Annotated in this window: 27 protein-coding genes and 2 riboswitches; of the genes, 3 read left to right on the forward strand and 24 right to left on the reverse strand. The window is 40.8% G+C overall.

The genetic code is table 11. The features are described 5' to 3' along the window. Positions 1–237 precede the first annotated feature (237 nt). From HC179_RS16580 to HC179_RS16605, 6 genes are all read right to left on the reverse strand, one after another. Entirely contained in the window at positions 238–1803 is a 1566-nt protein-coding gene (locus HC179_RS16580; protein ID WP_168865320.1) for a Na+/H+ antiporter NhaC family protein, read from the reverse strand. A gap of 139 nt (positions 1804–1942) precedes the next feature. Next, a riboswitch (Lysine riboswitch) is annotated at positions 1943–2134 on the reverse strand. Between the two features lie 97 nt (positions 2135–2231). After that, positions 2232–3338, reverse strand: a complete 1107-nt coding sequence (locus HC179_RS16585) for an HD-GYP domain-containing protein (protein ID WP_168865321.1) — start codon at positions 3336–3338, stop codon at positions 2232–2234. A gap of 638 nt (positions 3339–3976) precedes the next feature. Then, entirely contained in the window at positions 3977–4132 is a 156-nt protein-coding gene (locus tag HC179_RS16590) for a hypothetical protein (RefSeq protein WP_168865322.1), read from the reverse strand. Between the two features lie 504 nt (positions 4133–4636). After that, the gene (locus HC179_RS16595; protein WP_060665472.1) at positions 4637–4939 is read right to left on the reverse strand and encodes a YunC family protein; all 303 of its coding nucleotides are present in this window, start codon (positions 4937–4939) and stop codon (positions 4637–4639) included. 68 nt (positions 4940–5007) lie between these two features. Further along, positions 5008–6375 carry a metallophosphoesterase gene (locus HC179_RS21305; protein ID WP_168865323.1) on the reverse strand — a complete coding sequence of 456 codons (1368 nt, stop codon included), beginning with the start codon at positions 6373–6375 and terminating at the stop codon, positions 5008–5010. 14 nt (positions 6376–6389) lie between these two features. Then, on the reverse strand, positions 6390–7238 hold the full coding sequence (locus HC179_RS16605; RefSeq protein WP_168865324.1) for a DUF72 domain-containing protein: 849 nt from the start codon (positions 7236–7238) through the stop codon (positions 6390–6392). Between the two features lie 82 nt (positions 7239–7320). Here HC179_RS16605 and HC179_RS16610 point away from each other — a divergent pair, with 82 nt between their 5' ends. Then, positions 7321–8019 (forward strand): VC0807 family protein, encoded by a 699-nt coding sequence (locus tag HC179_RS16610; RefSeq protein ID WP_240948557.1) that lies wholly within the window; start codon positions 7321–7323, stop codon positions 8017–8019. Positions 8020–8430: 411 nt separating this feature from the next. Beyond that, positions 8431–9252, forward strand: a complete 822-nt coding sequence (locus HC179_RS16615) for a DUF817 domain-containing protein (RefSeq protein WP_168865347.1) — start codon at positions 8431–8433, stop codon at positions 9250–9252. Between the two features lie 47 nt (positions 9253–9299). Here HC179_RS16615 and sufB read toward each other — a convergent pair whose 3' ends face one another. From sufB to HC179_RS16700, 18 genes are all read right to left on the reverse strand, one after another. Next, positions 9300–10697, reverse strand: a complete 1398-nt coding sequence (sufB, locus tag HC179_RS16620) for a Fe-S cluster assembly protein SufB (RefSeq protein WP_060665469.1) — start codon at positions 10695–10697, stop codon at positions 9300–9302. 75 nt (positions 10698–10772) lie between these two features. Beyond that, entirely contained in the window at positions 10773–11207 is a 435-nt protein-coding gene (gene sufU, locus HC179_RS16625) for a Fe-S cluster assembly sulfur transfer protein SufU (protein ID WP_168865325.1), read from the reverse strand. Further along, positions 11197–12417, reverse strand: coding sequence for a cysteine desulfurase (locus HC179_RS16630; protein WP_168865326.1), 1221 nt, complete (start codon positions 12415–12417; stop codon positions 11197–11199). Before HC179_RS16630 ends, sufU begins: the two co-directional genes overlap by 11 nt. Further along, a complete protein-coding gene (gene sufD / locus HC179_RS16635; RefSeq protein WP_168865327.1) occupies positions 12417–13709 on the reverse strand; it encodes a Fe-S cluster assembly protein SufD in 1293 nt (430 codons plus the stop codon). Before sufD ends, HC179_RS16630 begins: the two co-directional genes overlap by 1 nt. Positions 13710–13724: 15 nt before the next feature. Beyond that, on the reverse strand, positions 13725–14507 hold the full coding sequence (sufC, locus tag HC179_RS16640) for a Fe-S cluster assembly ATPase SufC (RefSeq protein ID WP_168865328.1): 783 nt from the start codon (positions 14505–14507) through the stop codon (positions 13725–13727). Between the two features lie 433 nt (positions 14508–14940). Beyond that, on the reverse strand, positions 14941–15093 hold the full coding sequence (locus HC179_RS21395; RefSeq protein WP_197284281.1) for a YuzK family famiily protein: 153 nt from the start codon (positions 15091–15093) through the stop codon (positions 14941–14943). Between the two features lie 601 nt (positions 15094–15694). Further along, positions 15695–16066: a carboxymuconolactone decarboxylase family protein gene (locus HC179_RS16645; RefSeq protein WP_060665463.1), complete on the reverse strand. Its 372-nt coding sequence runs from the start codon at positions 16064–16066 to the stop codon at positions 15695–15697. Positions 16067–16192: 126 nt separating this feature from the next. Continuing rightward, complete coding sequence (locus HC179_RS16650) at positions 16193–17026, reverse strand: MetQ/NlpA family ABC transporter substrate-binding protein (RefSeq protein WP_168865329.1); 834 nt, start codon at positions 17024–17026, stop codon at positions 16193–16195. A gap of 19 nt (positions 17027–17045) precedes the next feature. Beyond that, positions 17046–17702 (reverse strand): methionine ABC transporter permease, encoded by a 657-nt coding sequence (locus tag HC179_RS16655; protein ID WP_168865330.1) that lies wholly within the window; start codon positions 17700–17702, stop codon positions 17046–17048. Next, a complete protein-coding gene (locus HC179_RS16660; protein ID WP_168865331.1) occupies positions 17695–18720 on the reverse strand; it encodes a methionine ABC transporter ATP-binding protein in 1026 nt (341 codons plus the stop codon). The genes HC179_RS16655 and HC179_RS16660 overlap by 8 nt, the downstream gene beginning before the upstream one ends. 135 nt (positions 18721–18855) lie before the next feature. Further along, positions 18856–18968: riboswitch (SAM riboswitch) on the reverse strand. A gap of 105 nt (positions 18969–19073) precedes the next feature. Then, positions 19074–19958, reverse strand: a complete 885-nt coding sequence (locus HC179_RS16665; RefSeq protein WP_168865332.1) for a YegS/Rv2252/BmrU family lipid kinase — start codon at positions 19956–19958, stop codon at positions 19074–19076. A gap of 70 nt (positions 19959–20028) precedes the next feature. Then, positions 20029–20364 (reverse strand): hypothetical protein, encoded by a 336-nt coding sequence (locus HC179_RS16670; RefSeq protein WP_168865333.1) that lies wholly within the window; start codon positions 20362–20364, stop codon positions 20029–20031. Positions 20365–20487: 123 nt separating this feature from the next. Then, entirely contained in the window at positions 20488–21759 is a 1272-nt protein-coding gene (locus HC179_RS16675) for an MFS transporter (RefSeq protein WP_168865334.1), read from the reverse strand. Between the two features lie 290 nt (positions 21760–22049). After that, entirely contained in the window at positions 22050–22373 is a 324-nt protein-coding gene (locus HC179_RS16680; RefSeq protein ID WP_168865335.1) for a thioredoxin family protein, read from the reverse strand. A 23-nt stretch (positions 22374–22396) separates the two neighbouring features. Then, the gene (locus tag HC179_RS16685; RefSeq protein WP_168865336.1) at positions 22397–22744 is read right to left on the reverse strand and encodes a toprim domain-containing protein; all 348 of its coding nucleotides are present in this window, start codon (positions 22742–22744) and stop codon (positions 22397–22399) included. 154 nt (positions 22745–22898) lie between these two features. Next, on the reverse strand, positions 22899–23144 hold the full coding sequence (locus tag HC179_RS16690; RefSeq protein ID WP_148989131.1) for a YusG family protein: 246 nt from the start codon (positions 23142–23144) through the stop codon (positions 22899–22901). A 58-nt stretch (positions 23145–23202) separates the two neighbouring features. Beyond that, positions 23203–23586 carry a glycine cleavage system protein GcvH gene (gene gcvH / locus HC179_RS16695; RefSeq protein WP_168865337.1) on the reverse strand — a complete coding sequence of 128 codons (384 nt, stop codon included), beginning with the start codon at positions 23584–23586 and terminating at the stop codon, positions 23203–23205. 75 nt (positions 23587–23661) lie between these two features. Further along, positions 23662–24018 carry an arsenate reductase family protein gene (locus tag HC179_RS16700; RefSeq protein WP_168865338.1) on the reverse strand — a complete coding sequence of 119 codons (357 nt, stop codon included), beginning with the start codon at positions 24016–24018 and terminating at the stop codon, positions 23662–23664. Positions 24019–24223: 205 nt separating this feature from the next. Here HC179_RS16700 and HC179_RS16705 point away from each other — a divergent pair, with 205 nt between their 5' ends. Then, the gene (locus HC179_RS16705; protein WP_168865339.1) at positions 24224–24925 is read left to right on the forward strand and encodes a Crp/Fnr family transcriptional regulator; all 702 of its coding nucleotides are present in this window, start codon (positions 24224–24226) and stop codon (positions 24923–24925) included. The last annotated feature ends 194 nt before the right edge of the window (positions 24926–25119 follow it).

Here is a 25119-nt window from a genome sequence, read left to right on the forward strand (position 1 = left end):
CTATGTCAAAACAAACTTTTCCACCATATTAATCGACAGCATATGACAATTCTCAACAGTGTATTTTTATTCGATTAACATACTATATAATTCTGTATATACTGATGCGCTTGAGTTTCAATGTGAATATTTATTCATATATTTTTTAATAAAAAAAAACACCTCTCTTTTTATCACTTCGTTAAAAATAGATAAAAAGAAGGTGTTTTTTACTTTTTTTGAAAAGTATCTATTTAGTTATTCTGCTGTTTTCACCGCTTTAAAACTAAAGCCAATGATTACAAATGCAACTAGCACTACTAGCAAACCAAGTAATGTGCTTCCTGTCAATCCTAGCACGATATATCCTGCAATTGCGACACCTGCACTAATTAACGCATATGGCAGCTGTGTTAGGACATGGTCAATATGGTTACATCCTGCACCAGTAGAGGAAAGGATCGTTGTATCGGAAATTGGTGAACAATGATCTCCGAATACCGCTCCAGCCAATACTGCTGCAAGAACAGGCAATAGGATTGTTACATCTGTTGCTGCCGCTATCTGCCCTGCGATAGGAAGTAATAGCGTGAAAGTCCCCCATGAAGTACCTGTTGCAAGAGCTGTAAAACCAGCGATGACAAATATGATTGCTGGTAAGAAGGCAATATTAATATTAGAGTTTTCTACTTGCTCCGCAATATATGTTCCAGTTCCCAAACCATCAATCAATCCTGCGATGGTCCAAGCAAATAAAAGAATATAGATGGCAGGAAGCATGGATTTTGTTCCTTCTACTAAACCGCGACCCACTACTTTGTTGGATACTCCACCTTTTGAAATTTGACCGAAAAGTAAGAAGAAAGAAACTACTAAAGCGAATAATCCACCATAGAATAATGCTGCAGACGGGTCTGTATTTTCAAAAATACCTAAAACCGTGATATCTCCTTCAATTGCTGAAGCACCTGTCCATATCATCGCTCCAATAACACCAACAAAAAGTGCTACAATCGGCCACACAAGATTACCCATCGTTCCTTTTGTGCTAGTAGGAAGCTCGTCAGATAATTCTCCAGGTACTTCTTTTTCTGGATCGTATAATTCACCAGTCTCCATTGCACGTTGCTCATGCTTTCTCATTGGACCAATATTGAAGTTAAAATAACTTACCAAGAATACCATGATTAATGCTGAAAAAACGTATAAGTTCATCGGTATAATTTGCATAAAAGCACTGATTGCTGTTAAGTCACTAATATTCTGTCTTACAATTACATCCGTTCCGATAATACCGATGATAACAGCACCCCAACTTGAAACAGGTGAAATTACACAAATCGGTGCAGATGTGGAATCAATCAAGTACGCTAATTTGGCACGTGACACTTTGTAGCGGTCCGTTACCGGTCTACTGATCTGACCTACTGCCAATGCATTGAAATAATCATCAATAAAGATTACGATTCCTAAGATAGCAGTTAGGAATTTCGAGCCTCTTCTTGTCTTAATTTTTGTCTGTGCCCAGTCAGCAAAAGCCCTGCTGCCACCAGTGATAGAGATAAATGCAGTTATGATTCCTAAAATGATTAAGAACACAAGGATATAAATATTCCACAAGTTCAATTCTTTATCGTCTACAGAATAAAACAGACCTAAAACCATATCCCAGATTAATACAACCATCGTCACCGGATTGAAATCCGCCAACATTAAGGCCGCCGCCAGAATACCTACTCCTAGTGAAAGCAACACTCTTCTGGTCAAAATAACCATCAAGATCGCTAGCACCGGAGGAATTAAAGAATAAATTGTTCCTTCCACAAAAAAAACCCCCAATAAGCTGTAATATGTTTGACAGGGTTCAAACGGTTTACAACAATGGAAGGCGCTGAAAGAAAACAAAATAAAAAGTAATGATAGAAAATAACTATCATTACCTATGTAATGTGTTATCCTCCATCCGATCAGTAGCCCTCCATTATAAAAACCGTCCGTACCGGTCATAATGGCAGTGTTATCCTTATTCAAGATAACCCCAGCAACATGAGTTCGACCGCTCATTTTGCTTCGGCACAGCATCCTTTCTTTCTACCATCTTAGGTGTCAACCTCCAGTAGTTTTACTCTTATGCTATGCAGCCTCTACCTCATCGTATGATAAGGGAAGTATATTATTTTATGAACTTACTATACCATATATCCTCATATAGGACAAAGGAAATATATTTCTTTTTTCTCTAGTCTTTCCTATTAGCTGACGGCCGCTATTTTTTCGAGGGAATCGCAGTCCACAATCGCTAAGTTAAGATGATCTTTTAGATTTATATCATACGGTGTCTCCAGGTCCTCGCCCTCTTCTTCCACCACCCTTATGACAGGTCGTTCTGTAAGATCCTTATTTTGGCCAACAACAAGCCCTTTTCTCCCATCATTCAATGTAACCATTAAGCCATATGGATAGATGGCCACCGATTTTCGGAAGGCTTCAATAATCTCTGGTTCATACAACGTGCCCGACCCTGCATATAAGATTTCGAGTCCTTCATGCGGAAGCATCGCGCTTCGATAAATCCGGTGGGAGGTCACTGCATCAAAAACATCCGCAACAGCAAGTATTTTACCAAACAGATGAATATCGTCCGATTTAATGCCGCGAGGATAGCCACTTCCGTTTAGGCGCTCATGATGCTGGAAAGCACAGTGGGCTACCATTAAAGGAATGGTCTGCATGTTTCGAAGGATATCGTAACCGTAGGTCGCATGCCGCTTCATTTCAGCAAACTCATCACTTGTAAGCTTTCCGGGCTTAAAGAGAATTTCATTGGGTATCAACATTTTTCCAATATCATGAAGAATACCGCCAAGCCCTAGTGTTTCTAAATCTTTTTGGGACAATCCTAACTTTAATCCTATGGATAGGGAATAAAGTGTCACATTTAACGAATGGGTAAACACGTAGTTATCGTGTACATATACATCCGTCAAAAGCGCGGACACTTCTTCATTTGATTTCATGTCTGAAAGAAGGTTTTGAATAAGTGATTTGATGCTTTTGGAAGACTTGTCCATGACAAACCACTTACTTAACTCTTTTTCATGTTCTACAGTTTTAAAGGTATCCGTAATCGTCTTTACTGCTTCTTTACGCGTTTTGTCCGATATAATAGTCGGCACTTCCATCCCGCTTGTCCGGGCATCTTCTATATATACATATGTTACATTCAATTGCTGCAAACGTGTGATCATCCGTGAGGTAACAGAAATCCCTTCACTTAACAGTACTCTTCCAGAATCATTGTAGATCGATCTGGCCAACACCATTCCCGGTTTCATTGATTTTGTAGGTAATAGTCTCATAACTTCTCCTATCTTCACATTTCGACAAAATCTATATATTTCCTATTATAGTAAAAATTCCGGGATAAAGCTTGATAAAATAAAAAAAAGTTTTGAAAAGTTTATTACAACAATTAATAGTTAGGAAGACAAAATAGTTGACTGAAGTGGAAGGCGCTTGACTCCTCAAAAATGCTACGCGTTTTCTTCGTGCGATGTATCGCTGCTGAAACTTCCTTGTCCTGAGGGATATAGCGCTATTTGGAGACCCCTCAGGCGAAACCGAGGAGGCTTCGGGGACCGCCTGAGGAAAGCACGCGCCTGCAAAGGAACAACCGTCAAGAACAAAAATGCTAACCCGACCTAAAATCACCTCCCAAAACCTTAATCTCTTGGGACGTTATCTCGCTTTTCGCATAGGTTTGAATTGGCCTTGGCCAGATTATTGTTTTGAACTCGTCCTTGATTATTTTAATATGAAGCCTTTGTCATCAAGGTCTTCATATTGACTATGAATACCTCTCTCCTTCTGTTTTCTCCTCACTGAGGTCTTCATATCGTCGATGAGGACATCTCTCCTCCTGTTTTCTTGTCACTGAAGTCTTCATAACGTCGATGAGGACCTTTCTCCCCCTGATTTCTCCTCACTGAGGTCTTCATTACTTCGATGAGGACATCTCTCCTCCTGTTTTCTTGTCACCGAGGTCTTCATAACGCCGATGAGGACATCTCTCCCCTGTTTTCTTGTCACTGAAGTCTTCATAACGTCGATGAAGACCTCTCTCCTCCTGTTTTCTTGTCACTGAGGTCTTCATATCGTCGATGAAGACCTCTTCTCCCCCGATTTCTCCTCACTGAGGTCTTCATTACTTCGATGAGGACCTCTCTCCTCCTGTTTTCTTGTCACCGAGGTCTTCATAACGCCGATGAGGACATCTCTCCTCCTGTTTTCTTGAAGTCTTCATAACGTCGATGAAGACCTCTTCCCCCTGATTTCTCCTCACTGAGGTCTTCATAACTTCAATGAGGACATCTCTCCTCCTGTTTTTTCCTCACTGAGGTCTTCATTACTTCAATGAAGACCTCTCTCCTCCTGTTTTCTCCTCACTGAGGTCTTCATAACGCCGATGAAGACCTCTCTCCTCCTGTTTTCTCCTCATCAAAGTCTTCATCCCGTCGTTCAAGAATTACTCTGGAGACTATCCACTATTCTATTATTTTATAATTTCCTAACAATTAAAAATACCATCGTAAGAGCACGATGGTATTATATATTTGGGGTATAGGCTGCAAGTCAACAAAAATAGCGCAACAACCCTTTATAACATTTTTAACAAAGCGTCTTTCCCAGACATCCCTACAGTAATACCAACATTCTCCGCCTCATACGTAATGGATTCCAAAGGGGCCTCTATTAATTGCTCGATAGTACGCACTCCAACTGCCCGCCCTGCAATGATTTTACGGTCCTTTAGTTTGGCATTCAATAAGCCGACATCAAGCGCACCGCACATGATATAACCTTTATCACTAGTCACCGCCAAAAAATTGGTCTTTGGCAACCGTACCGTAATTGCTGTAAACGTATGGCCTTCGATTGTAATTGGTGTCATTTCAATCATAGATAATTGTCACGCTCCCTTCCCATATCAATTTATGGTGTGTGCATGGAAAGGGTGTGAAAAATAGGTCAATTATTAGAAAATGAATGTGCTAACACATCTCGAAGGAGTTCTGGCAGAAAAAACTTCTTTTCTTTTGCACGGATGATGCTTGGATACATTCTACCAAAAGTGAACATATCAATGGTGCCGATTGTTACACGGTCTGTTGCATTCAGTCGCTTAGCCCCCATATAGATATCAGTCACCTGAACGCTACCGTCTTTTATGGCCTCTGTATCGAATCTAACGCCACTAAACGCCATACGCCCCATTACCTCACCACGGAAACCAAGACCTTTCACCCTCAAGTTTTCCATATCAGGGTGAAGAGCCTGCTGGACAACTTCCCTTAACTCCTCGCCTGTCAGCGTCACCCTGCAAGGATTAATAGGGTGAGGACATATACGGTGAAGCATACTAAGGGTTACTTCTCCTTTATCTAGTCCATCAAGCAATACACCGGCATTGACCATTCCGATATCTGCCTGACACCATTCTCTTAACTTCTCTGCAAGGAAATCTGGAAAAATAGAAGGCGCGAACCATTCTACCGGAAGCGATTGTTCAATACTTCCTACTTTCTTATTCAAATGCTCCTCCGCTACTTGTTCCATGTCTTTTATCCATTCTGTTAATTGCTGATCCGGCTCATAGAGTTCCAACTTATAAAGCTTTGCAGTGGAATCAATAAGTAATTCCGAATCTTTATCGTAGACAAGATCGACCTGTCCTATGTATTGCCCATATTTACCTGCTCCACATATTAACGTATTTCCAATTCGTCTCCCTTCAGGCAAAACATGATGAGTATGTCCACCAAGAATGACATCAATATCAGGGAACCTTCTTGCCATTTCCTCATCATCAGAAATACCAAGATGGGATAGTACCACAATAATATCTGCCTCTTCTTTTAATACAGGAAGGTGTTTTTCCAAAATAATATAAGGATCATCTATTTTCCAGCCAAGCAGCGAATAGAAATGCTGATAAAAAACAGTCACTCCGATAAATGCAACCTTAACATCCCCCATGTCTTTCACATCATAAGGTTTTACCCAACACGGATAATTACCATTTTCTTCAAATAGATTGGCAGCCAAAACGGGAAATTCCGCATCCTCATATAGCTTTGATAAGCCTTGATAGTCCAATGTTATTCCTTCATTATTACCAAACGTGGCATAGTCATAGTGAAGCATGTTTAATAGTTTTGTGTTAGCCTTTCCACTTGTAGCCTCGGTAATTGGGTGAAAACGATCCATATTATCACCAATGTCAACAAGAGCCGATGGCTGTGTGGACGCCTGTTCTTTTAAAAAAGTCGCAAGCTTTGGATACGCATCAAAATGACTATGGATATCGTTTGTATGTAAAATTCTTATTTGCTGCACACCGTTTCTCTCCTCTAAAATAAATCTAGTTGCCTTGGGGCCAATCCTGTATACTCGACACCCAATAGGTCAATCATCTGTTTGGCATTTCCAGCTGCATGGCCTCCAGAGTTATTGTTGAATAACAAATAAATGTTCCGAGATGAAGGAGCTAACCTCTCGAGATTCTCCTTCCATTCCATTAGTTCGTCAAGGTTATAATCATACAGATAACGGACCTCTCTCCAGTCCTTCCCTGATGCCGGCTTTGTCCAACCATGAACGTTCCTCCCATGGAGACGAATAAGGGTATTGTCTGGATCTGTGGGATGCAGGACGGTAGGAATGGATCCCGTTCCCGTTTGCGGTTCATCACAGATACTATGAATCCACCCCTCCTCTTCCATAAACTTCAGCGTTCTGTCATGATAGGCAGGCTGAAACCATGTCTGATTGCGGAACTCAAGCGCTACCTTTGTGTCCCCCATCTGCTCTTTACACCATCTCAAATAATCGACATTCTCCTTCTTGCATTCAAACCATGGTGGAAATTGAAAAAGAACCATAGCCATTTTTCCGGCCTTTTCATAGGGTTCAATGGATTGCTTAAAGGCTTTAAACATTAGTTCTTTCGTGTCAAAAGGAATCTCACCACGTTGATGACCTGTCATTCCTTGGTAAGCTTTTACAATGAATTTAAATGTTTCAGGTGTATCGGCCACCCACTTTTCCACGTTCTGCTTTGGCTGCACGGCGTAAAAGGAAGCATCCACTTCAACAACAGGAAAATGAGCTCCATATTCTTGCAGTTTGTCTCTGGGGGCTGTACCTGCAACATATAATGAATCATGATCTCCCCAGCCTGTCACACCAACATAAATCATCCGTTTCACCTCATTTTTTTCATTTTATCATATCTAGAGTGAATTTCTCATGTTTATAGTGCAGAATATGGGAGTAATTGGTATGATAATCGTATCATTTATCTTTTACGGAGGCCCTATGAAAAATAAAATTGTTGTTTTTGACTTATTATTCTACTTGGCTTTACCTTATTTGATTTGGAAATTTGGACAAGAACCACTAGGAGACTATTATGCGATATTGCTTTCCACTGCTCCAGGGTTTGTGTACACCATTGTCCGTTTTGCCATAGAAAGGCAGTTCAATGTGACAGGTATGTTTATTATGGTTTCTTTGCTTGTGAGCACGCTTGTTGATATCCTTTCAGGGGATGCGTTTACCATGCTGCAGAACTCGATTTATGTGTCTGCTGGCTTTGGATTATTCATTTTAGGAACGATGCTTATAAAAAAACCGTTAGCTCTTTACCTTGGCGTAGATATCGCTTATCTTCAAGGCCACAAGCGTGAAGACAGCTTCCGGCTTTATCGTCAAAAATCGATCTTGCCTGCTTTTTATATCCTTACAGGAATATTTGCCTTGCGGGGATTCGTTGCTGCCGGCTTGAAATACTATCTGATTGGTGTTTACGGTGTGCAAGGGTATGACAGGATCTTGTTCTTCATGAAGGTAAATGGCTGGGTGTTTGGGGTGTTGATTGCTGGTGGGTTTATTTATTCCAGTTTGAAGGTTAATGAGTATTTGGAAAAGCAGAAAGAAGATAAGATATCAGATTCTGATGATACGGAATTGGTTCGGTGATTTCTGGTTAGTATAGTGTGAGTGTGGCATTCCTTTGTTAAGAGGGGTGCTTTTTTTGGGTGGTTTTGCCCGGCAGAAGGGGTCTGAAGACATTCTAGTGATGATTTCCTTGTTGAAAATGTCTTTATTGGGGGGATGAAGACATTTTCGCGGTTATTTCAATGCCGAAAGTGTCTTCATCGAAGAGATGAAGACATTCTTACACGAGTTTCCTTCTCCAAAGTGTCTCCATCACCACGAGGTATAGAATACAAACAATCTAACTCGATAAAATCAATAAATTTTTATTGTTTAACAATAAATAGTGTAGTAAATTAAATACTACAAAATATGTGAGGTGTCAGTGATGAGACACGAAAGACAATTTTTAGGTAATCTAAAATGAATAGAAATATAGAACATAAACTAAGGATGAAGAAGAACCAATGGTCCATAGTCGGAGCGTTTAAGCAGCTCATCCTATTTGGCTGGCAACAGGCACTCTCTTGTGTGTTTCCTGTCGTCATATTTGCTTCCTTGGCATTAACTCAAGTGATACCCCTTCCCCTTCTGCCACGATATGATTGGCTACTTATCATCTGTCTCTTCATGCAGTGGTGGATGTTACGGTCTGGACTTGAAACCCGCGATGAATTAAAAGTCATCACTTTATTCCACCTTATTGGGCTCGCGCTTGAAATCTTTAAGGTACACATGGGCTCTTGGTCCTATCCAGAGGAAGGCTATTCCAAGATTTTTGGAGTGCCATTATACAGCGGGTTTATGTATGCAAGTGTCGCGAGTTATCTTTGTCAGGCTTGGAGAAGGTTGAATGTCGAGCTTGTTGACTGGCCACCTTTTTGGGCTGTGGTTTCGCTCGCAGCAGCCATTTATCTTAATTTTTTCACCCATCATTATTGGATCGATATTCGTTGGTGGCTATCTGCTCTAGTCATTATCATGTTTTGGAAATCTTGGGTACGGTATGAAGTTGGTGAAAAGAGGTACCGTATGCCTATAGCACTATCCTTTGTACTTATCGGTTTTTTCATATGGGTCGCGGAAAATATTGCAACCTTCTTCGGTGCTTGGGAATACCCAAATCAAACAGATGCGTGGAGCCTTGTACATCTAGGCAAGGTGAGTTCCTGGCTATTGCTGGTGATTGTCAGCTTTCTTATTGTGGCGACATTGAAGCGAGTGAAAGGGAATGAAGCAAGCAAGACGTTTGATAAAATAACAGTCCATAAATAAAAACCTTGGCATACACGAGCATGCCAAGGTTTTTTTATGACTAAATGTTACCCAATAGAACCTTCCATCTCGAACTTGATCAGACGGTTCATTTCTACTGCGTATTCCATTGGTAGTTCTTTTGTGAATGGCTCGATGAAGCCCATTACGATCATTTCTGTTGCTTCTTCTTCTGATAATCCACGGCTCATTAGGTAGAACAGTTGCTCTTCGGATACTTTGGATACCTTCGCTTCGTGCTCAAGAGAAACGTTGTCGTTGAACACTTCGTTGTAAGGAATTGTATCAGAAGTAGACTGGTTATCCATGATTAGCGTGTCACACTCGATATTGGAGCGTGCGCCGGAAGCTTTTTTACCAAAGTGTACGATTCCACGGTATGTTACTTTACCACCTTGCTTGGAGATGGATTTAGAAACGATAGTGGAAGACGTGTTTGGTGCAAGGTGAATCATTTTAGCCCCTGCATCCTGGTGCTGGCCTTTACCAGCTAATGCGATGGAAAGAGTCATACCACGAGCGCCTTCACCTTTAAGGATAACCGCTGGGTATTTCATCGTTAGCTTGGAACCGATGTTACCATCAATCCATTCCATTGTCGCATTTTCTTCACATACTGCACGCTTCGTAACTAGGTTGTATACATTGTTCGCCCAGTTTTGAATCGTCGTGTAACGGCAGTAAGCATCCTTCTTGATGATGATTTCTACTACCGCACTGTGAAGGGAGTTTGTTGTGTAAACAGGTGCTGTACAGCCCTCTACATAGTGTACGTGTGCGCCTTCGTCTACGATGATAAGCGTACGTTCGAATTGACCCATGTTCTCAGAGTTGATTCGGAAGTATGCTTGAAGTGGGGTTTCCACTTTTACACCTTTAGGAACGTAGATGAAAGATCCACCAGACCATACTGCAGAGTTCAATGCAGAGAACTTGTTGTCTGTTGGCGGGATAACTTTCGCCCAGTGCTCACGGAAGATGTCTTCGTTTTCTTTTAACGCCGTGTCTGTGTCTTTGAACACGACACCAAGATCTTCTAAGTCTTCTTGCATGTTGTGGTATACAACCTCAGACTCATACTGAGCAGATACACCTGCAAGGTACTTTTGTTCTGCTTCAGGGATACCTAATTTGTCAAACGTTTGCTTGATTTCTTCAGGTACTTCATCCCAAGAACGCTCAGACTTTTCAGATGGCTTTACGTAGTACGTAATCTCATCAAAGTTCAAGCTGTTCAAATCGCCGCCCCATTGTGGCATTGGCATGTTATAGAAATGTTCTAATGATTTAAGACGGAAATCCAGCATCCATTGAGGCTCTTCCTTCATACGAGAGATTTCTTCAACGATCTCTTTCGTAAGACCACGGCCGGAACGGAAAATGGAAACGTCTTTGTCCTTAAAACCATACTTGTAATCGCCGATTTCAGGCATTTTTTTCGCCATTTTATTCCCTCCATTCAAGAGGTGAGCAACAGTGCGGCACCTATCGCCACACTCTCACTCCCTATCTTGCCTTGCTTATTCCGATTTGACTCCCTTTTCCATGGCTTTCCATGCAAGAGTGGCACATTTAATACGTGCCGGGAATTTTGCCACTCCTTGAAGTGCTTCAATATCCCCTAAGTCAATCGTTTCATCGTCATATTCTTTGCCTAACATCATATCATAAAAGATTTGGGATAGCTCTAGAGCTTTTTCCACTTCTAACCCTTTTACCGCTTGGGTCATCATGGATGCAGATGCCATGGAAATGGAACATCCTTCACCATCGAATTTTGCATCCGCCACTTTTCCATCTTCTACTTGAAGTGTCAAATGGATGCGGTCACCGCACGTAGGGTTATTCATGTCGACAGTGATGCTGTCGGACTCGATTGTCCCTTTGTTTCGCGGATTTTTATAATGATCCATAATCACTTGACGATAGAGAGTATCTAAATTATTAAAAGACATTACTAAAGTACTCCTTTGTTTTCACTAATGATGCTACTAGCTTATCAATTTCTTCCTCTGTGTTATACAGGTAAAAACTAGCACGTGCAGTGGAAGAAACGTTTAGATACTTCATTAATGGCTGTGCACAGTGATGTCCTGCACGAACAGCAATCCCTTCCGCATCAAGCACTGTAGCTACATCATGTGGATGTACGTCGTCTATATTGAATGTAACAAGTCCCGCTCTTTTCTGTGGACCGTAAATCGTGATTCCTTCGATTTCGGACATGCGTTTCATCGCGTAATCTGCAAGCTTATGTTCATGGGCAAGGATATTGTCCATTCCCACCTGCTCCAGGAAGTCAATTGCTGCCCCAAGTCCGATTGCACCCGCAATAATTGGGGTACCTCCTTCAAACTTCCAAGGCAGCTCCTTCCAAGTGGATTCCTGCAGTCCGACAAAATCGATCATTTCCCCACCGAACTCAATTGGTTCCATGTTCTCAAGCAGGTGTTTTTTCCCGTAAAGGGCACCAATTCCTGTTGGTGCACCCATTTTATGACCAGACAGAGCGAAAAAGTCGCAGTCTAAATCCTGTACGTCCACTTTCATGTGTGGAGTACTCTGGGCACCGTCGACCACCATGATTGCACCATTGCGATGGGCAATCTCAGCAATCTCTTTGATGGGGTTGATAGTTCCTAATACATTGGAAACCTGCATGATGGAAACAATTTTCGTATTTTCCGTGATGGTAGCTTCCACATCTGATAGGGACAGGCTGCCGTCCTCAGTCAGAGGGATATATTTTAAAGTAGCACCAGTGGCTTTTGCCGCCTGTTGCCATGGAATGATATTACTATGATGCTCCATGTAGGTGATAACTATTTCGTCGCCTTCCTTCAGGTTGGCACGTGCATAGCTTCCAGCTACAAGGTTCAGAGCGGTCGTTGTTCCACGAGTGAAGACTATTTCTTCTCTGTGGGCTGCGTTGATAAAGTTCTTCACCTTATCGCGTGCACCTTCGTAACCGTCTGTCGCTTTCGTACCTAAAGTATGAACTCCTCGATGAACATTGGAGTTATACCCTTTATAGTACTTCTCCAACGCCTCAATTACCGCTAAGGGTTTTTGAGATGTAGCAGCACTATCCAGATACACAAGCGGATTTCCATTGACCTCTTGATGCAAAATCGGAAACTGCTGACGTATCTCTTGGATATTCATTACTTCACTTTCCTTTCAATTACATCAATCAACTGGTTCTTAACCTTTTCGATTGGCAATTGATTTACTACAGGTGCCAAGAATCCGTGGATTACTAAGCGCTCCGCTTCTTTCTTGGAAATTCCGCGGCTCATCAGGTAGTAAAGTTGAAGTGGATCGATGCGGCCAGCTGATGCTGCGTGTCCTGCCGTTACATCATCTTCGTCGATTAGAAGAATCGGGTTAGCGTCCCCACGAGCTTTTTCACTAAGCATTAATACGCGAGATTCTTGCTCGGCATTAGATTTAGAAGCACCGTGTTCAATTTTACCAATACCATTGAAAACAGAGCTTGCACTGTCTTTCATCACACCGTGCTTAAGAATTTGTCCGTCAGAGTTTTTGCCAAAATGTACAACCTTCGTTGTAAAGTTTTGCTTTTGCTCTCCACGTCCAACCACTACTGTTTTTGTATCACCAACAGAGCCGTCACCCATAAGGTTCGTTACGTTTTCGGAAATCGTGTCGCCATCATTCATAAGGCCAAGTGCCCATTCAAGTGTCGCGTCACGTCCAACTACTCCGCGGCGGTTAACGTAAGTTGTGACACCTTTTCCAAGGTTGTCTACAGCACCGTATTGCACTTTAGAGTTTCCGTTAGCGATAACTTCTGTCACGATATTGAAGATAGATCCTTCTCCATCATTGTTGGACAGATAGTTCTCTACATAAGTAACCGCACTGTTGTCTTCTGCAACAATTAATACGTGGTTGAACACAGCTTCTGCTTGGTCTTGAAGGTAGATCGCTTGGATCGGTTCCTCAATGACAACGTTTTTTGGAACGTAAAGGAATGCTCCCCCGTTTAATAGTGCAGCGTGTAAAGCGGAAAGCTTATGCTCATCTACTTTTACACCGTCTTGCATGAAGTACTTTTTCACAAGGTCACTGTGCTCTTTTGCAGCAGTGAAGATATCTGTGAAGATAACGCCTTGTGCTTTTAATTCTTCTTTAAGAGTAGATACCACTGGTGTGTTATCCACTTGAACATATATATTTTCTCCATCTACTAACGCCTTTACCTCTTGGGGCAATTGGTCCACAGTAGTAATGGAAGTTTCTACAGTGTGCTTCTGGAAGTTTGTAAAATTCCAGTTTGTAATCTTCGTCTTATCAGGCTTAGGTAATGGCAGCTCTTCTGCCAAGGAATAAGCTTGTAAGCGAAGATCTAACAACCACTGAGGCTCCCCTGACTCTTTGGAGTAGTTAGTGAGGTAGTCTTGATCAAACGGTAATTTCGTCTCTAACGTCATGATAATCCTCCTTGCTTACGCTTCTTGACCGACTGTTTCGTCTTCGATACCTAGTTCTTGCTTAATCCAATCGTAACCTTCTGCCTCTAGACGTTGCGCTAGTTCCTTGCCACCAGACTTCACGATGCGACCTTGCATCATAACATGAACGTGGTCAGGAGTGATGTAGTTCAATAAACGTTGGTAGTGAGTGATGATAAGGCAACCGAAGTCCTCACCGCGCATTTCATTGATTCCTTTAGAAACAACTTTCAATGCATCGATATCAAGACCAGAATCAATCTCATCAAGGATCGCGATCTTAGGCTCGATCATCATCAATTGAAGAATTTCGTTACGCTTCTTTTCCCCACCTGAGAAACCTTCGTTAAGGTAACGCTGTGCCATTGCTTGATCCATTTCCAAGAAGTCCATGTTTTTATCCATTTTACGGATGAATTTCATTAGGGAAATCTCATCGCCCTCTTCACGGCGAGCGTTGATAGCAGAACGCAAGAAATCCGCGTTTGTTACACCACTGATCTCACTTGGGTATTGCATTGCAAGGAATAAGCCCACTTGTGCACGCTCATCCACTTCCATTTCAAGAACATCTTTGCCATCAAATGTGATGCTTCCGCTTGTTACTTCATATTTAGGGTGACCCATGATTGCAGAAGAAAGCGTAGACTTTCCTGTTCCGTTAGGACCCATGATTGCGTGAATCTCTCCGCCTTTTACTTCAAGATTTACACCCTTTAAAATCTCTTTATCATTAATGGATACATGTAAATCTTTAATCGTTAACGTTGAACCCATAACTGTAACCTCCAATGTTCTTGTGTTCCTATATGAAAACACATTCTTGTTTTAATTCTCATTTTATTCTCATTACAATCTTATAACAAATAGAAAGTGATAGCAACCTTTTCCGCCTTGTGTAAGATACCCTCAAATTATAACGAATATAAGGGGTAGAAGTCGAATTTTCAGGGGAAATTTATTTTATTTAACTTCCGGTTAATTTCCATTCCAGTTATTCGCTTTCCTCGGGGCGTGTGCTTGAGCCTCCTCGCTCCGCTGCCGGGATCTCAACCTACCGCTACCTCCCGCCGGAGTCTCATAACTTGCACTACAATTAACCTGGGATAACAAAAAAGGGTCTGCATTATTCTCATATTGTTAGAGAATAAAACGGACCCTTTTTCTTCTATATTATATGGTCAACCTGTCAGTTTGGGCTGCGCAGGTTTTAGGGGCGGAAATTACGGTCTACTTCTTCGACAATCTCCAAGCTTTTTTGGTAATCCTTTTCTCGCTTTTGCTCAACTTCTATGAGTTTCGAGAGCTTATTTGAGTACTCCTCATAACCAAAACCGTAAGCTTGATACATTGCCTTCTCCATTTCACCTGTGTACTTCACATGTACTTGATGGATAATAAACCATTCCCTTCCTATTTATAAGTGTTTATTTTTTGGTACCAGTTTTTCTGATACCCTAAAAGTATTTGTAATAAACACTTTATTAATCATAGCAGGGGTGGTTAATTTATCCAAACGAGGTTTGTGACTATAATTGGTGATAATAGAGGTTCTGAGGGAATTAGAGAAGGTGGTTGATGGGAGGCTTAGAATTTCTTTGAATTGCTAAGGCGTTCTGGTTGTCCTGATATCTGAGGGCGTTAAGTTGAGTAAACCCGCTTCTATTAGACAGTTCACCCTAATATCGAGGGTCTTTGGGCGTATAGAGCTCCTATTAGACAGTTCAATCGTATTTCATCGGCATTCGGGCGTATACAGCCCTTCTATTAGACAGTTCAACCGTATTTCGTGGGCATTCGGGCGTATAGAGCGCTTCTATTAGACACTTCACCGGTATTCTAAAGATCATCGGTCGTATAGAAACAGTCTATTAGACAATTCATACGTTTTACAATAGCCTTCAGACAAATAGGACCCTGTAAACGGAAAAAGCCCAACCCCAAAAGGTCAGACTCCCCAAAAATCAATGCTTCAACTCATTAAAATCACTAATACAAGACTGCACCAATGTCACGGATTGACTCATTGCCGCGCCGCCTCCGAATGCTGCTGTTACGCCGCACACTTCCAATATTTCCTGCTCTGTTGCACCTTGATCCAAGCAGCCTTTAGTGTGATAAACAATGCAATATTCATCTTGGGAATACACACTGACACCGAGTGCAATTAATTGCTTTTGCTTTTTATCAAGTACGCCCTCTTTAAAACAAGCTTCCGTAAACTCGTTATAGTGGTGTGCAAGTTCAGGCATCTTTTCTGTGAATACTCCTAGTCCCGCTTTATAATCATGAAGTGCTGCTTCTGCATAGTTTTTTGGCTCATAATGTTGTTCCATTGAAGACAACTCCCATCCTTATTTTTCACAAGGTTAGTATTTGTTTAGGGGGGAGGTTAGTATTCAAGTATTACAAAAAAAATAACCCCGCACCATAATTATAGTACGGAGTCATTCATTCAGACCTTATTCTTCGTCAGATGCCTTTGCAGGTAGCACGGATCCTTTGTATTCTTTTTCAATGAATGCTTTAATTTCATCAGATTGAAGTACTTCAACCAATGCTTTGATTTGTTCATTATCTTTATCTTCCTCACGAACAACGATAAGGTTTACGTAAGGATTGTTTTCACCTGATTCTAGAGCAATTGCTTCTTCTTCAGGATCGATGTCAGCGCCAAGTGCATAGTTACCGTTGATTAACACTGCATCTCCATCACCATTTAGATATGCTTGTGGAAGGAAGGCCGCTTCGAATTGTGTATTGAACTCTAGATTTTTGGGGTTTTCATCGATATCATCAACGGATGCAGAAGTAACCTCTACACCTTCTTTTAACGTAATTAATCCTTTTTCTTCAAGCATTGCAAGGATACGGCCATGATCGGCAACAGAGTTACTCATTAAGATTTCTGCGCCCTCAGGAAGTTCTTCCAGGCTATCATATTCTTGTGAATAAACACCGATTGGCTCGATATGAACGCCACCTGCACTTACAAATTCATAATCATTTTCTTCAATTTGACTTTTTAAGTACGGCTCATGTTGGAAAAAGTTCGCATCAATATCTTTATCACGTAGAGCTTGGTTTGGAATAATGTAATCTGTATATGTTTGGATGTCTAATTCAATGCCCTTTTCTTCTAATAACGGTTTTGCTTCTTCAAGGATTTCTGCGTGAGGAACATTTGAAGCACCTATTACCAGCTTACCTTCTTTGATCCCTTTGTCTCCGCCGCCACATGCAACAAGCACTAATACTAACAATGATACAACAGCTAAACTTAATACTCTTTTCATTATTTTCGTCCCCTCTTTCTTAGCGTTTGTCTAGTTTATTGGTTATTAAATCTCCAATGAATTGGATGATGAATACAATAATTAGAATGATGACCGTACATACTAGTGTTACTTCCCAGTTATTACGCTGGAAACCATCCAAGAATGCGAGGTTACCCAATCCACCTGCACCGATGATTCCTGCCATTGCTGTGTAACTTACAATTGCAATGGCTGTTACTGTTATACCGGAAACCAATGCTGGCATCGATTCCGGAATTAATACTTTCCAAATTATTTCTGAAGTTTTTGCCCCCATGGACCGTGCTGCTTCAATGACACCTTTATCAATTTCACGTAATGCAATTTCCACCATTCTTGCATAGAATGGTGCTGCTCCTATGATTAAAGCCGGCAATGCCGCGTTTGCACCGATAATTGTATCCATGATGAACCTTGTAAAAGGAATAAGTAAAAAGATTAAAATGACAAATGGAATGGAACGGAAGATATTTACGAAAGCTGCGACCAAACCATTAATTAAGCGGCTTTCCCATATGTTTCCCTTTGCTGTTAAAAACAATAATAGTCCTAAAATAATTCCTAATATAAACGTAGCGACAACCGATATACTGCTCATATAAAGAGTTTCTAAGGTTGCTTCCCACATCTTGTCCCAATTAACTCTCTCAAGCATGTGTCATCACCTCCAACTCCACTTGCTGCTCACGGATGAAACTTAATGCCTCTTGTACTTGCGTTTCTTCTCCATCTAGGTGCACAAAAAGAGTGCCATATGCTCCATTTTGAGTCTGTGAGATTTTCCCTTGAAGAATATTCACATCAATCGGAAATCTGCGAATTAAATTTGTAATCAAAGGCTGTTCTGCCGAAGTACCTACAAATGTTAATTGAATTACTTTTCCTTGTGGATATTCCGTCAACAAGTGCTCTACTGTTTCTTGCGTGTCTTCTGGTTCTGTCACCTGTTTTACGAACCGCTTCGTGATAGGTTGTTCAGGCTTGCGGAATACGTTTAGAACATCTCCCTGTTCCACAACCTTCCCATTTTCCATTACCGCAACTCGATGACAGATTTTACGGATAACGTGCATCTCATGTGTAATTAGAACGATAGTCAGAGATAAACGTTTATTGATATCGACTAAGAGGTCTAGGATAGAATCTGTTGTCTGCGGATCCAATGCTGAAGTCGCTTCATCACATAAAAGCACTTTTGGATTATTCGCAAGCGCTCTTGCAATCCCGACACGTTGCTTTTGACCTCCACTTAGTTGAGACGGATAGGAGTCTCCTCTTCCCTCTAGGCCTACAAGCTTGATTAGTTCTTCGACTCGTTTGTTTCGCTCTGACCTGCTTACTCCTGCAATCTCTAGTGGAAACGCGATATTTTCCTTTACCGTCCTTGACCATAATAAATTGAAATGCTGGAAAATCATACTTATCTCCTGGCGTGCTTCTCTCAGTTCCTTACCCTTTACTTTTGCAAGATTCCTTCCTGCTACATCCACCACTCCATCCGTTGGAGTTTCGAGCCCATTTAGCATACGGATCAGTGTACTTTTCCCTGCTCCACTGTATCCGATAACTCCGAAGATCTCCCCTTGGTTGATAGATAAATCTATATTATCAACAGCTGTTACTAGTCCATTTTTAGTTTTAAAAACTTTTTTTACACCTTGAAGTGAAATCATGCTCGCACCTACCTTCTTACATTTCCTTGTTTTAGCTTACCCAATTAATATTAATCAAACGTTTGTTTAATCCTTGAAAATAAAAAATCCTTTCTGCAACAATGAGCAGAAAGGATTAAATGAGAAAAGTCCTTTCTCTCATCTATCAAAGCAAATAGCTTTGTGTGAATTGGCACCAATTTCAACAATTCCTTGTTGACGGTTGCCGGGTTTCATCGGGCACGTCCCTCCACCTCTCTCGATAAGAGATAAACATATATAATTAAAATTAAGTATTTGGGCAATTCGAATTAACGAGTGTAATCGTATCACGGTGATAAATAGCCTGTCAATTAAAAACTTTCTTCCTACATTTAAAAAATCTTTAAAGCTTTCTCTTTTATACTGAAATCTGTGGTGCTATTATGAACAATTTCTCCGTCACATTGCATGACCATGGAGGAATTCTGACTTATTTTAATGGACGCTCCTCTAAGCGTGGTGACTTTTCGGTGTTTAATATGCTTTCCTTTAAAAGCTAGAGGAAACACAAATAACAACTCCCATCTTCCGATACCAGAAACCACACAAACATCCAATGCCCCATCATTTCCAATGGCATCAGGGCAGATCATGATTCCTCCACCATAATATGGGAGGTTGGCAACCGCTATCAACCAAACATCCTCAAACGTTTTTACACTTCCATCTACTTCAACTGAAACATCAGATGGTTGATAGGTGAAAAGAACCCTGAAGATATTCAGCACATACGACAAGCCCCCTAACCCTAATTTATTCAGTATGCGCTTTGATCTTGAGCTATTGGTGACCTCGGCAACCTTACCGTCAAACCCTAGCCCAGCAATCGATATATAATACTCTTCACCTACTTTTGGTACATCGATTAGATGATGAGAACCCTTTAAAATACGATCCAAAGCTCCTACCACATCAAAAGGGACTCCAAGGCTTCTTGCCAAGTCATTTCCAGAACCGGCAGGAACAACCCCTAGAGCCACTTTACTGTATACCAATTTATTAACCACTTCATGAATGGTACCGTCCCCACCGACTACAACGACAGCTTGTACCAAATTCTCATCTACATTTTCTAATAATTCACCGGCATGACCTGCATATTGGGTAAAAAAGACTTGATAAGGTAAACTTTTCTCCTTTAGTAACTTTTCTGTTTCTCTCCACATCCGTAGTCCTTTTCCGCTGCCAGCCATCTTGTTGACAATAATATGATACACTACCCTTACACCGCCTATAAATTTCTCTTTATCTATATACACTAATTCGTTATAGGCGAGTACAAATCCTTTAAGATACTTCTTTTCTTTCTGAACGATTTACAAGCGTAAACAGCGAATCCATCAGCAAGAAATGTCTAAAGGACCCTTTAAATGCTAAACCTTTTACATCTCTCATCTTCGTTCCATTTAGAAGCTCCATTATATCGTCTGCAGAACCCTCGATTACAACATCAGCCACTGTTGCACCATGTTCCACTTGCAAGTTATTTTTACTTAATGAAAAAAACGATCTCTCCCCTTGGGACACTAAACAGCAACGCAGACTGTAGTAAGGCAAAATTTCCATAACATGCGACTTACTTTTGGCTTTAAGAAGAAACATTTCTAAGTTCTCTATTACCATTACAAACCAGCCCCCTTTTTCTATTAATTTCCCTGCCTGTCAGCCTAATCCCTGCAATAAAAAAAGAACAATTACCGCGTATTTTTCGATAACTGTTCTTCATTTCCCAAGAAATATGTCAGACTATGATGTCTTTACCATAGCCTTTTGGTAGGTTGCCGTCGTTTTTTCCCTAAACATCAAATAAAAGAAAATAGAACTTGTCAGATAAAGCACAGCCGTGATGGAGAATACAATCGAATATCCCCAATATTCCCCATATAAAAGTACGATGGTCATTGAAACCGGCCCCATGCTAGCCCATCCGAGTGAAAAGACCATTTGATTTATGGAGTTAGCAAAACCCTTCAAAGAGTTATCTACCTTCTCCATCATCATCGAAGAAATGATTGGATTTGCTGCATTCATCAATGCCTGCCTGAATAAAAATCCAAGAGCAGCAAGCCAAAAAATTTGAGTGAAGGCGGTTATTAGCATGAACGGTAAAGAAAGAAGCTGTAAAATAACCACTGCTCTCATCTCTCCTACTCTTCTGACAACCGCCGGACCGATAATCATGGCTACTGCAGTGACCGCCTGACCTAAAGATAGAACAATGCCAATGGTAGAATTAGACGTCCCAAAACGATCTGCAAAATACATGTTCAAATAAGGAATGACCAGCCCAGATCCAAATCCTACCAAGATGGATGCGAAAGAAAAAGCAAAAATCAGCTTCCATTGCCCTTTTGATATTGACGATTGGAAATTTTTAAAAGTAAATGCTTTGTTCTCTTTTTCCCGTTGCACTTCCGTTGTTTTCCATAATGGAATGATTCCCAACATAAAGATGAGACTTCCGAGTAAAAGCGTTAGTCTAATACTCCAAACAGGGGTAAGTCCTACAACATGTAAAAGTAAATCCGTTAATGACCCTCCCAAAAGATTTCCGACAACGTTTGCTCCCATCATAACCGCAAAGTGGTAGCTAAAAAGTTTTACTCTCTGTTCTTTTGTTGAGCTTTCTGCAAGCCATGGTACTGCTGTGACTTGAATGAAGGCCATAGCTATTCCTGCAATAAAAGCACTGATTAAAAGCAGTGATTCTAATTCGAAAATGCTTCTCAAGAACATAAAGATTCCACTAAAAAACACACCAAAAAGCATCATTTTCTTGCGGCCAATGCGGTCACTTAATATCCCTGCCGGAATTAAGATGATAGCTGCTGCTAATGATGAAGCTGCGATGACATTCCCGTTTACCGTCTCCGCAAACCCAAGCTCCCTTATATAAAAGTTATAAACAATCATAAAAATCCCTAGCCCTATTTGAGTCAGGATATTAACAATAAATAACTTCTGGATAGTATGATCATACCGCATAAATGACTGAAACCAGCTTGCATTCTTCAACATAAATTTACCCCTCGTTTGTTTGTTGAATAATTATTTCGTCTCCCTAAACAAACTTACTCCTTTTTCAGAAAAATGGCAATAGGTGTTTCTGTCGAATTGTAAAAATATTTGCAATCACATTGTTTATTGGAGTGGACGGCACGAAGACGCCCGTGGCAAGAAGGGACAGGTGATACCCCACAGTCGCAAGCAGAGGAGGTTCACAGACCGCCCGCAGGCAAGCGAAGCGCCTGGAACGGAAATCAACAGTAATAGGACTCCATAAAAAAAAAACACCTCAGAGGGTGTTTTTAGTTAACTGACATTCCATCATGTTCCTTGAAGAGTCCATATAAATACTCCACCGAACGGAAGGCATAAATTTTTTCCTTCATCTCACCATTATTAAAAATCATCAAACAAGGGACGCTCTCGATTTCCCACTTCATAGCAAGATCTTGGATATAATTTACATCAAGCATCCCAAAGGTAAGATGCGGAAAAAGCTCTTTCGTTACATCCAGCATACGCTTGGCAACCTGACAGGTCCCACACATAGGCGTGTAAAAATAAACCACACTTAGTTTATTCTCATTAATTTCTTGTATAAGTTCTTCCTTCGTCCAATCCCTCATGATCTCATCCTCATTACATCTTATTACAAGTATTCTGCATGAATATCAATATTTGCACTTAGTAGCACTGTAGCTATATGGTGATGTGGTGCTGAGGCCACTTCTCGATACATTTTATCAATATAAAGATGCTCTGCCTCTGGAAACTCCCTTTTAAAGAGCTTCCGCAATTTTTCACCAGAACTATCTGCATCCACCAAAATATAAACCTCTTTATCCATAATATCTTCCATCAATTCATCAAGCTTTGTGACACTAATCGTGCCATTCGTACATATAATATGAACTGGTTCATTGATGACTTCCTGAACGCGTTTTTTATCTGATTTACCCTCTACGATAATAATTTTTTCTTCATGTATTAAATCCATATCCATCACCTGTTCTAAAAAGATGTATAAAGATAAGTTGCTTTATACTATAACTATTCCGAATAGCGGTAATGTACACATATAATTAAAAATAAGGGCGTCATTTAATATGAAAAAGGGGCGGAACTAATAAGAGTCCCAACCCCACCGATGGTTAACACCATCCATTTTCGTAGTCGCAATCTACATATTTGGCATCTTTTTCTGAAGGCACTGAAACTTGTTGAAAAATCTTGCTTCCTTCTTGTTCATAGCCATTTTTTAAAGCATACTGGTTGCCTTGCTCGGTAAACGTTACTTGACCTATGGATTCATTTTCCACGTAAAGCTCAAAGCCTTGGTTTGTCAACTTCCCGTTTACTCTGTCGGTGATATCCAACCTTTTGTTATCCAAAGTCATTTAAGGTCACCTCTTTAGTAAAAGTTAACTAAAGTTAGGTTGCCCCGCGCCTAGATAATTAGTCTTCTTTTGTCATTTCCTCATATTGCTCAGCAGTCATTAATTTTTCAACTTCACCAGCATCTGCAGGTTCCACCACAATCATCCATGCTTTTTCGTATGGAGATTCGTTAACAAATTCAGGGCTGTCATTTAAATCTTCGTTAACTTCTACCACTTTTCCGCTGATTGGAGCGTAAAGTTCTGATACTGTTTTTACAGATTCTACACTTCCAAATGGCTCATCTGCAGAGATTTCATCTCCAACTTCAGGAAGTTCAACAAACACAATATCGCCAAGCTCGGATTGAGCAAAGTGCGTAATACCCACTCGTACTTTTTCTCCTTCAACTTTTACCCATTCATGTTCTTCGGAATAACGTAAATCTTTAGGTGTGCTCATCAATAATTCCCTCCATCAAACTTGTTTATTTTTAGCTCTTCTAATAGGCATGCCTATGTTAAAAGAGAGCCTGTCCTATTTCCATGTTTCTTCAAACTGCTTTTCATTAAATCCAACTGTTACTTTGCTGCCGTCTGTAGTAATCGGGCGCTTAATCAGCATGCCGTCCGTTGCAAGAATATCAAGCAATTCCTCTTCGGATGCTGTTTTCACTTTATCCTTCAATCCAAGCTCGCGATATTTCATGCCACTTGTATTGAAGAACTTCTTCAGTTCTAGGCCGCTTTTGTTATATAGCTCCTCTAACTTTTCACGTGATGGTGGATTTTCGACAATATGTACTTCTTCTACCGCTACACCATTCGCCTCAAGCCACTTTTTAGCATTGCGGCATGTGCCACATTTAGGATACCAATAAAACGTTACTGTCATAACCTTTTTGCACCACCTTAGCATACATGATTTTACTCATATATTGTAGCATAACACAAAGCCTGCGCCTAATTTTCAACACGCTATTTTCTATAATTCGACGTATTTTTCTATTTTCCTTTTTGATGAGATACAATTTCTGTAGACAATAGATTTTTAAGGCTCTTAAAGTTAAAATAAAGCTATAGTAGGAACGGTGGAAAGGATGAGCTCTGTGACGGAAAAATTATCAAAAGAACTAAAAGAGTTTTTGTTCTCTTCTTTTGAAAAGAAATTGGCTGTCAAAAAGGGAGCTTATTTATTTCAAGAGGGTATGGTCGCCTCTGAAATATATTTAATTTTGAATGGAACCTTTAAGATAAGCAAGGTGACACCTGATGGTCAGGAGCTTACATTAAGGCTATGCAGTCAGGATGACCTTGTGGGAGAACTGACATTATTTTGTTCTGGAGCAATTTATATGCTCAGTGCCAAAGCAATAGATGATAAAGGTAGTGTGCTTGTAATACCAAAGTTGGAATTGGAACGGAAACTCGGGGAAAGCGGGAGGCTCGCTTTGGAATTTATGAAATGGATGAGCCTTCATTATCGTAAAACGCAGACAAAATTCAGGGATCTAGTTTTGAACGGAAGAAAAGGAGCCTTGTATTCGACTCTAATCAGGATGTCCAATAGCTATGGGGTTTTAAAAGCGGATGGTATCTTGATAGACCTCCACTTAACGAATCAGGAATTGGCCAACTATTGCGGGACTTCTCGGGAAGTGGTGAACAGGATGCTTTCAGAGTTAAAAAAGAATGGCGTTGTATCCGTTGATAAGGGGAGGGTTACCATCCATGACTTGAATTATTTGAAGGTAGAGATTCATTGTGAAAATTGTCCGGATGAGTTGTGCCGGATTGACTAGTGGCTATTTAAAAGAGGCTGGGACAAAACTAAAAAACCTTAATAAAAGACGAACAATATAGTTATCCTAGGTATCGACTCTAAATACCGCTGTTGATTTCCACAAATGGCTTCGCTTTCCTAGGGGCGGTGCTTGAGCCTCCTCGCTCCGCTGCGGGGTCTCAAGCTACCGCTATCTCCCTCAGGAGTCTTCGC

This window comes from Bacillus sp. RO1 (genome assembly GCF_012524115.1).
Lineage (GTDB): Bacteria > Bacillota > Bacilli > Bacillales > Bacillaceae_I > Sutcliffiella_A.